Here is an 8699-nt window from a genome sequence, read left to right on the forward strand (position 1 = left end):
GCGCCCTGGTCGCCCGGCGCGCCGGTCACGTCGATCAGCCGGCCGAGAAGCGCCTCGCCGACCGGCACCGCGACCGGACCACCGGACGCGTGCACCGGCGCGCCGCGCCGCAACCCGTTGGTCGATCGCAAGGCGAGCGCGCGCACCGTGCGTTCATCCAGATGGGCCTGCACCTCGGCGACGATCGGCGGACCGTCGTCGGTCACGATCGAGATCGCTGCTTCGATCAGCGGCAAATTGCCGGTATCAAACGCCACGTCCACGACCGCGCCGCGCACCGCCGTGACCCGTCCCGCCGGTGCGGGCGTCGCGGCTGGCTGGGCCGGGAGGGGTGCGTCGCGCGAAAGCGTGTCCACGAGCGTCATGCCACCACGTGAAAGCCGCCGTCGGCATAGATGGTCGAGCCGGTGAGCGTCATCCCGGCCTCGCTTGCCAACACTGCCGCGATGCGTCCGATCTCCTCGATCGTGACGAGGTGCTGCGCCGGCGTGCGTGCGCGGACCTCGTCGAGGAGCAGATCGAAATGCTCGATGCCGGACGCGGCGCGGGTCTTCACCGCGCCGGCGGAGATGGCATGAACGTGGACGCGGCGAGCGGCCAGATCGGCCGCCAGATAACGCACGCTCGATTCGAGCGCCGCCTTGACCGGGCCCATCAGGTTGTAGTGGTCGACCGCCCGCTCGGCGCCGTAGAAGCTCAGCGTCATCAGGCTGCCGCCATCCGTCATCAAAGGCAGCGCCAGTTTGGCCGTGCGGATGAAGGAATGGCAGGAGATGTCCATCGCGAGCGCGAATCCTTCGGCCGAGCAATCGACGAGACTCGCACGCAGGTCGCCGGCGGGAGCGAAGGCGATCGAGTGCAGCACGAAGTCGAGCTTGCCCCAATCCCGCCTGATCCGCGCGAAGACCGCTTCCAGTTGACCGGGCACGCTCACGTCGCAGGGCATGATGATCGATGCCGGCAGCGTCTCGGCAACGGCGCGCACGTAGGGCTCGGCCTTTTCGTTGAGGTAGGTGATCGCGAGATCGGCGCCGGCCGCGCGGAACACGTGCGCGCAGCCAGCCGCGATGCTCTGTTCGTTCGCGATACCGACGACCAGCCCCCGTTTGCCGCATAGATCGATGATGTCATTCATGCCGTCGCTCCCTGCTGATGGAGGATTGAAAGGGTTTCGTCCGCGATGATTTGTTCCTCATCGGTCGCCAGCACGAGCACCGCAATGCGGCTGGCCGCCGTGCTGATCACGCCTGCATTGCGGGCGTTCGCCTCGCGATCGAGTTCGATGCCGAGCCATGCGAGGCGCCTGCACACCGCCGCGCGAACCTGCGGCTGGTGTTCGCCGATCCCGGCCGTGAATACGAGGCTGTCGATGCCACCCAGCGTCGTCGCGAGCCGTGCCGCTTCGCCCGCGATCCGGAACGCGAACAGTTCGAGGGCTTCGCTTGCCTCGGGCCGCTGGCTTGCCTGCAGTTCCCGGCTGTCCGCGCTGATGCCTGAAATGCCGAGCAAGCCGGACTGTTCGTACAGGAGCTTCTCGATGTCCTTGCTGCTCAAACCTTGTTGCTCGAGCAGGTAGAGCACCACGCCCGCATCGAGCGCACCGCAGCGCGTGGCCATCGGAATGCCGTCGAGGGTCGAAAAGCCCATGCTGGTGTCGCGGCTTGCGCCCGCGCTCAGCGCGCACAGGCTCGCGCCGCTTCCCAGGTGCGCGGCGATCACCTTGCCCGCGGCCAAGCGCTGCGACTGGCGTGCCAGCGCACGAGCAATGAACTGGTAGGAGAGCCCGTGGAAGCCGTAGCGCTTGACGCCGTTGTCGAAGAACCGGCGAGGCAGGGCGAAGCGGCGCACGAGATCCGTTTGCGTGCGATGAAAGGCCGTGTCGAACGATGCCGATTGCAGCAGGTGCGGCCGCAGGTGCCGGATGGCGCGAATGAGCCGTACGCTTTGCGGCTGATGCAGCGGCGCGAGCGGCACGAGTTCGACGATGGCGGCAAGCGTTGCGTCGGTGATCGCAACCGGCCCGGCGAACGCGTCACCGCCATGCACCACGCGATGACCGACCGCGACGAGGTCGGTCAGTGAAAAGTGCGTCGCGAACCAGTTCAGCGTTTCGTCCAGCACGTCGTGCAGGTCTTCCGTGACGCTTGCCTGCAACGGGATCTCGCGGGTCTTGTCGCCATCGACGAGATGCAGCAACAGCGGGGCATGCCGGAAGTCGATCGTGCCCTGACCGATGCGCCTGGCGCCATCGGCCGTGACATTGAAAAGGCCGATCTTGACCGTCGACGATCCAGGATTGAAGGTGAGCAGCAGCGGGGCGCTCATGACGATGCGGCGCCGCGCAGCGTCCGTGCGGCGACGATCTTAGCCAGCGCGACGGAGGCGAGCCGCGAGCGAAGGCTGTCGGCGCGGCTCGTCATGATGATCGGCAGGCGCGCGCCGAGCACGAGGCCGGCACCATCGGCGCCCCCGAAATACATCAGTTGCTTCGTGAGCATGTTCCCGGCCTCCAGGTCGGGCACGAGCAGGATGTCCGCCTGGCCCGCCACCGGCGAGACGATGCCCTTGGTCCTGGCCGCCGCCATGCTGATGGCATTGTCGAAGGCGAGCGGGCCATCGACGAGCGCGCCGCGAATCTGGCCGCGCGCAGCCATGACCGTGAGCGCCGCGGCGTCGAGCGTGGTCGGCATGCGCGGATTGACGGTTTCCACGGCGGCAAGCACGGCAAGCCGTGGTTGCTCTATGCCGAGCACATGCAGCAGGTCGATCGTGTTCTGGCAGATGTCGCGCTTTTCCTCCAGCGACGGCGTAATGTTCACGGCGGCGTCGGTAACGAAGAGCGGCTTCGGATAGCCGGGCACGTCCATCGCGTAGACGTGGCTGATGCGCCGTCCGGTCCGCAGGCTCGAGCCACGGTCCACGACCGCCGCGAGCAGTTCATGCGTTTCCAGGCTGCCTTTCATCAGCGCCTCGACCTTGCCCGCTGCGCCCATGGCCACCGCACGCGCGGCCGCCGCATGGCTGTGCTCCACCGCCTCGATGCTCACGCCGTCGAGGCTCACCTGCGCTTGTTCTGCCGCCGCGCGTATCTTCGCTTCGGGGCCGATCAGCACGGGATCGAGCAAGCCCTCGTCGCGTGCCTCGATGGCGGCCTTGATCGCCTCCGGGGAGCATGGATGAACGATCGCCGTGCGCAGGGCGGGAAGCGCGCGTGCTTCGCGCATGAAGGCGTCGTAGCGATCGTGCCTGCGCACCAATACGTCGGGACGCGCCATCCTCGGCCAGACGATCGGTTCAGCCGGCGCAATCACCGTGGCCGTTCCCGTCAGCACGACGTCGCCGCGCTGATTGGTGCAGCGCGTATCCATCAGGACGATCCGCTTGTCCGCGCGCTTCTCCTTGACGGTCACGGTCGCCGTGACGACATCGCCGGGCACGACCGGGTGGCGGAACTGCAGGTCCTGATCGAGATAGATCGTGCCGGGCCCCGGCAGTCTTGTGCCGAGCAGCGCCGAGATCAGCCCGGCCGTCCACATGCCTTGCACAACGACGTGGCCGAACATATCGTGTACGGCGAACGCCGCGTCGACATGGGCGGGATTGACGTCGCCCGACATCGCGGCGAACAACTGGATATCGTCGAGCCCGGCGGTGCGCACGAGCGATGCCGACTCGCCGAGCGTGAGTTCATCGAACGTGCGGTTGTGAAGCAGCAGGTCGTCGTTCATGGCTCGCTCTCAGGGCTGAAGCACGTAGGTGCCGGGTGCGTCCGGCAGTGCCACAGGTTCGCGGTGCGGCAGGCCCATGGGCGGCGGTGCCACGCGTTCCGGTGTCGAGCGTGCGTCGAGCCAGCCGGTCCATTCGGTCCACCACGAACCATTTTGCGGCGCGGCGGCGGCGAGCCATTCGTCGGGGCCGACACGCAGGTCGTCGACCGCCGCGTGCTCGATCCTGAAATGCCGGTTCAAATGTCCCGGTTCGCTGACGATCCCCGCGTTATGACCGCCGCTCGTCAGCACGAAGGTGACGTCCGTTTGCGAGACGTAATGAATCTTGTAGACCGAGCGCCACGGCGCGATATGGTCGCTCTCGGTCCCGACCACGAACATCGGCGCGTGGATGTTACGCAGCGAGATTGGCCGGCCGTCGACGCGATATCGGCTCGCAGCCAGGTCGTTGTCGAGGAAGAGCTGGCGCAGATACTCGGAATGCATCCGGTACGGCATGCGCGTGGAGTCCGCGTCCCAGGCCATCATGTCGAACAACGGCGCGGGATCGCCCAGCATGTAGTCGTGAACGACGTGAGACCAGATCAGATCGTTCGACTGCAGCATCTGGAACGCGCCCGACATCTGGCTGGCGTCGAGATAGCCCTTCGACCACATCATGCTCTCGACGAAATAGACCTCGCTGTCGTCGATGAACAGTTGCAGCGCGCCCGGCTCCGTGAAGTCGGTTTGCGCCGCAAAGAGCGATACCGAGGCGAGCCGTTCGTCGCCGACGCCCGCCATCGCCGCCGCGGCAATGGACAGCAGCGTGCCGCCGAGGCAATACCCGGTCGCATGAACCCGGTGTCCCGGCACGATCTCCGTCACGGCGTCGAGTGCGGCCATGACGCCGTGTGTCCGGTAGTCCTCGAGACTCAACTCGCGATCCTCGGCGCCCACGTTGCGCCACGAGATGCAGAACACCGTGTAGCCCTGTTCGACCATGAAACGGATCAGCGAGTTGTGCGGCGAAAGGTCGAGGATGTAGTACTTCATGATCCACGCGGGCACGATCAGCACCGGTTCCGCGACGACCTCGGTGGTCGTCGGGCTGTACTGGATGAGCTCGATCAGATGATTGCGAAACACGACCTTGCCCGGTGTTGCGGCGAGGGCGACGCCGACCTTGAACGCGTCGATGCCGACGGCAGGCTGTCCGCCCGCCTGGCGTCGAGCGTCATCGAATGCGTGACGCGCGCCTAGCAGAAGATTCGCGCCGAGCGTCGCGTTCGTGCGCTGCACGACCTCGGGGTTGGTGAACGGCGAATTGCTTGGTGCTGCGACATCGAGCATCTGGCGCGCGCCGAACCAGACGACGTCTTCGTGATGTTTCGTTGTGCCCGGCACATTGTGGGTGGCCGCCTGCCACCATTGTTCGGTGAGCAGGAATGTCTGCAGCCACAGGCGATAGGGCTCCGTCTGCCAGGCATCGGCGGTAAAGCGGTGATCGCCTGGCGCAGGTGAGGTGAGCGCCGGCGCGCTGCCGCCGAATGAGCTGCGCAGCATATAGTCACCGATTCGACGGGCGTTCGCGACGGCGAGCGCTGCTAGCTGGAGCCGCTTTCCGGGCGCGGACGAGAGATGGATCAGCCAGTCGGCGATCGCCAGCGACAGCGCTGCCGGAGACAAGCCGCCGGTCAGGCGGGCAATGGCGGCTTCTTTCGTATGGTCGAGCGCACGAAAGGCGTCGACGGCGTGTAAGTCTAGCGGCGCTTGTGACGGCGCCTCGTTGTCAGTCGGGACGATCCTGGAACGGGTATCCATGGGCTTCCTTCAAATCATTCGTACGTGCTTTGCAGCGGCGTGGACGAGCCAAGCCAGCGTCTTCAGTATCTGAATGACTGGCGCGACCGAGGATGCTGCGCGATGTTGCTTGAAACGGAGTGCGGGCGACGCGCTTTCGTCGTGCCGAAGCGGTGTGGCGTGAAACGGCATCTCGAAAAACTGTATGCCTGTGCGGTGCGATCTATTTGACCTTGGTCAATCAAAGAGCATCTATGTCGGGCTTGGGCGATCCGTGTCCATCTTCCGAACGGTTGATAAATGTAAGAGGATCGAATGGCGTCAGAAAGGGTGCGCGTTCGCATGCCCGAGCGCAGCAATGATTAGCAGTCGACCCCGATCAGCACCTTCACGTGCGCGGCAGCGGCGCGTGCCAGCGGTGAGAGTTCGTAGCCACCCGTTCACCATGTTCTTGCCGCGAGGCTGGTTGCCCGAGAATGAATATATGTTGTCCTCGAAAGTCGAGCACATCAGCACCCGTTCATCCGCATGGAAAATGTCTTCGCTGCCGTTGCCGTGATGGACATCGAAATCGATCAATGCGACGCGTGCGAGGCCGTACACGTTCAGCGCATGGCGGATACCCACCGCGACATTGTTGAAAAAGCAGAACCCGCCTGCCGCAGCATATTCCGCATGGTGCCCAGGCGGGCGCACGTTGCAAAAGGCGGTGCTGGCTTTGCCCGCAATCACCAGGTCCGTCGCCAGCACCGCTGCGCCCGCGGCACGCAACGCCGCCTGGTAGGTGTAGGGATTCATCATGGTGTCGGGATCGACTCGCACGTAACCCTCAGTCGGGGCCATGCTTGCGATGCTATGGATATAGGGAATCGAATGCGCTTGTGCGAGTTGTTGTTCCGTTGCGAGCGGCGCTTGGCAGGTTTGCATGCAATCGATCAATCCCTTGATCAATAACATGTCGTGAATGGCCCCGATGCGCTCGGGTGACTCGGGGTGCATGTGCCCCATTTCATGTTTAACGCAGTCGGGATGAGATATGTAGGCGGATAACATGCGAGTCTGTTGCTCAAGTGAAAGCTATTGCAAATGCGGCCGATGGCGGGGGCCTGCTTCAGCTCCAGTACCGTTCATTTCAGCGCATCGAACACGCGCGCACGAATTTCGTCGACGCTACCCAGACCAGAAATAGCCGCAAACCGGGGGGGCCTCATGCTGGCCAAGGGATCGTCGCTCCGCGACCATTGATTGTAGTATTCGATCAGCGGCCGGGTTTGCGCGACGTATACATCGAGGCGCTTCTCGACAGTTGCTTCCTGGTCGTCATCACGTTGGATCAGTGGCTCACCCGTTATGTCGTCCTCGTTCTCGACCTTCGGTGGGTTGAATCTGACGTGGTACGTACGTCCCGATGCAGCGTGAACGCGCCGGCCGCTCATGCGCACGATGATCTCGTTGAACGGGACGTCGATCTCCAGCACGTAGTCGGGAAGACGACATGGGCAACCTCGGTTGGTCGAAAATGACTATGCGTGGGTGACGCAACGCATCGTCGAGGTCGCGCGGGCTTACCAGACCGCCCTTACATTCAGTGGTCGCCGGTGCCCGGTCGAGCCGCCGTTCACGAGCCCCTGTGGCCGGAGATCGACAGCCGGAAGCTTGCACTTATTGCACTTATTGCGCGAAGAGCCGAGAGCACATTGCGGGCGACGTCCGGGCGGGCGGAAAAACACACCATGATCGATCGTCGTGCCGGAAGAACACGATGGTGAGCGTCCTCGTTGAAGTACAACCTTCGAGACGTACATAGCGCCCGTGCGTCGCAATCAGGCGCCCCATGCACGTTACCCGGGCTGGCCTCGACTGACTGGGCGCGAGCCACTTGTCCACGAGCGCTCCCAAGGAGATGTAGTTGCCGTTCATCGCTTGCTCCTACAGGCTTGGACATCGACGGGATGTCGTTGATGAGGTCCACGATTCCAGTATGGGTCACGGGTCCGTACAGTTAAATCAGGGCGGCCTGAGAATGGAGTAGTCCGTTCTCCAGTCTTGTAGGGCGATCCCTACATGGCGTAATGGATTATTCGGTCGGCCGCGGGACGGTAGTCTTGTCCGGGTAACCCGGCATTGTCGCCAAGGCGCCGCGATCATTTGCGTTTGCAACCGGTTGGTGGCTGTCGAGTCACTCGTCCTGCTGGGTTTCGATGGTGGCGTAAGGAAGGCGAGCAGTGCGCCCTGGGTCCATTAAGCACGTTTGCGCGACGTATCGATCCAAACATCGGCGGCGTCCGTCGGGAAACGGACTGTCCTGATCCAGGTCAACGAAACCACGGGGCGGACCATTACGATCGATTTGTGAGGGCGGCAGAAGTGCTCGTTACCCGACACGGCGCATGACGCGCAGAAGACAATCGCAAGAAGCGCTGCGTCTGCCGCGCTTGCGGCCGACCTGGACTACACGCAGACTGCAATGGAAAAATGGCTGCACAACTTCGGCTTCTGTGGCGTCGATGCACACGATGATCAACGGGCAGCGAAAGCCTGGGTCTGGATGCATTGGTTGCTGTTCGCCATCAGTTTGCTCACGATTCCGGCTTTCTATCTCGAACTCGTGGGCGGCCCGACGGTGTTCCATCGAGCAGGTCAGCTTCTTTATCTGTGTGTGACCGTTGGCTTTACCATTCTCTATGCCTGGATTGTGCGGCTGAGCCGGCATCCGCGAAAGCTCCTTGGTCGCAACTGGCTGGACATGTTGATCCTGCTGGGGGCGGCGGCGAGCATCGCGGGCGGGGCGACGCCATGGTCGGCGTGGGAGTGGCCGCTGCGAATGGGTTTCATGTGCGTCGTTGCGGTGCGCATCGTGCTCGCCTTGCGCATGTTGTTCGTCCCGAACCGGTTGCTCGTGCTCCTTCTCATCGGCGCTGCGGTGCTCGGCGTGGCGGGCGCAGGGTTCTACTGGCTCGAGCCGCGTGTGCAAAGTTATGCGGACGGCTTGTGGCTTGCGTTCGAGAGCAGTGCCACGGTCGGATACGGCGATGTTGCGCCGACAACGCCCGCTTCGCGCGTGTTCGCTGTGTTTGTCGTGCTGCTTGGCTACGGAATGTTGTCGCTGGTGTTCGCCAACATCGCGGCGATGTTCGTTGGTGAGGAAGAGAAGTTGCTCCGGCGCGAAATGCATCGGGACATCAAGCG

General features: G+C 63.8%; 6 protein-coding genes and 2 pseudogenes. 1 reads left to right on the forward strand and 7 read right to left on the reverse strand.

Going from position 1 to position 8699, the window contains the following annotated elements; all coding sequences use genetic code 11:
- From AWB68_RS40215 to AWB68_RS40245, 7 genes and pseudogenes are all read right to left on the reverse strand, one after another.
- A pseudogene (locus tag AWB68_RS40215) lies at positions 1 to 365 on the reverse strand (F0F1 ATP synthase subunit beta); the annotation flags it as partial.
- The gene (gene fabI / locus AWB68_RS40220; RefSeq protein WP_200828933.1) at positions 362 to 1123 is read right to left on the reverse strand and encodes an enoyl-ACP reductase FabI; all 762 of its coding nucleotides are present in this window, start codon (positions 1121 to 1123) and stop codon (positions 362 to 364) included. The gene fabI and the pseudogene AWB68_RS40215, both read right to left, overlap by 4 nt.
- A gap of 8 nt (positions 1124 to 1131) precedes the next feature.
- Positions 1132 to 2325 (reverse strand): acetate/propionate family kinase, encoded by a 1194-nt coding sequence (locus AWB68_RS40225; protein ID WP_087649752.1) that lies wholly within the window; start codon positions 2323 to 2325, stop codon positions 1132 to 1134.
- Positions 2322 to 3728: a bifunctional enoyl-CoA hydratase/phosphate acetyltransferase gene (locus tag AWB68_RS40230; protein WP_087649753.1), complete on the reverse strand. Its 1407-nt coding sequence runs from the start codon at positions 3726 to 3728 to the stop codon at positions 2322 to 2324. The genes AWB68_RS40225 and AWB68_RS40230 overlap by 4 nt, the downstream gene beginning before the upstream one ends.
- 9 nt (positions 3729 to 3737) lie before the next feature.
- Positions 3738 to 5531, reverse strand: coding sequence for a PHA/PHB synthase family protein (locus AWB68_RS40235; protein ID WP_087649754.1), 1794 nt, complete (start codon positions 5529 to 5531; stop codon positions 3738 to 3740).
- A 300-nt stretch (positions 5532 to 5831) separates the two neighbouring features.
- A complete protein-coding gene (locus tag AWB68_RS40240) occupies positions 5832 to 6563 on the reverse strand; it encodes an arginase family protein (RefSeq protein WP_125483210.1) in 732 nt (243 codons plus the stop codon).
- Between the two features lie 74 nt (positions 6564 to 6637).
- Positions 6638 to 6994, reverse strand: a pseudogene (locus tag AWB68_RS40245) (adenylate kinase); the annotation flags it as partial.
- Positions 6995 to 7977: 983 nt separating this feature from the next.
- Between AWB68_RS40245 and AWB68_RS40255 the strand changes: the two are divergent.
- A partial coding sequence (locus AWB68_RS40255; protein ID WP_087649757.1) for a potassium channel family protein occupies positions 7978 to 8699 on the forward strand: 722 nt, incomplete at its 3' end.

This window comes from Caballeronia choica, assembly GCF_001544535.1.
Lineage (GTDB): Bacteria > Pseudomonadota > Gammaproteobacteria > Burkholderiales > Burkholderiaceae > Caballeronia > Caballeronia choica.

Excerpts from the sequence above, each read along its gene's own strand:
- AWB68_RS40225 (WP_087649752.1), bottom strand. The coding sequence starts at position 2,325 with ATGAGCGCCCCGCTGCTGCTCACCTTCAATCCTGGATCGTCGACGGTC.
- AWB68_RS40230 (WP_087649753.1), bottom strand. The coding sequence starts at position 3,728 with ATGAACGACGACCTGCTGCTTCACAACCGCACGTTCGATGAACTCACG.
- AWB68_RS40235 (WP_087649754.1), bottom strand. The coding sequence starts at position 5,531 with ATGGATACCCGTTCCAGGATCGTCCCGACTGACAACGAGGCGCCGTCA.
- AWB68_RS40240 (WP_125483210.1), bottom strand. The coding sequence starts at position 6,563 with ATGTTATCCGCCTACATATCTCATCCCGACTGCGTTAAACATGAAATG.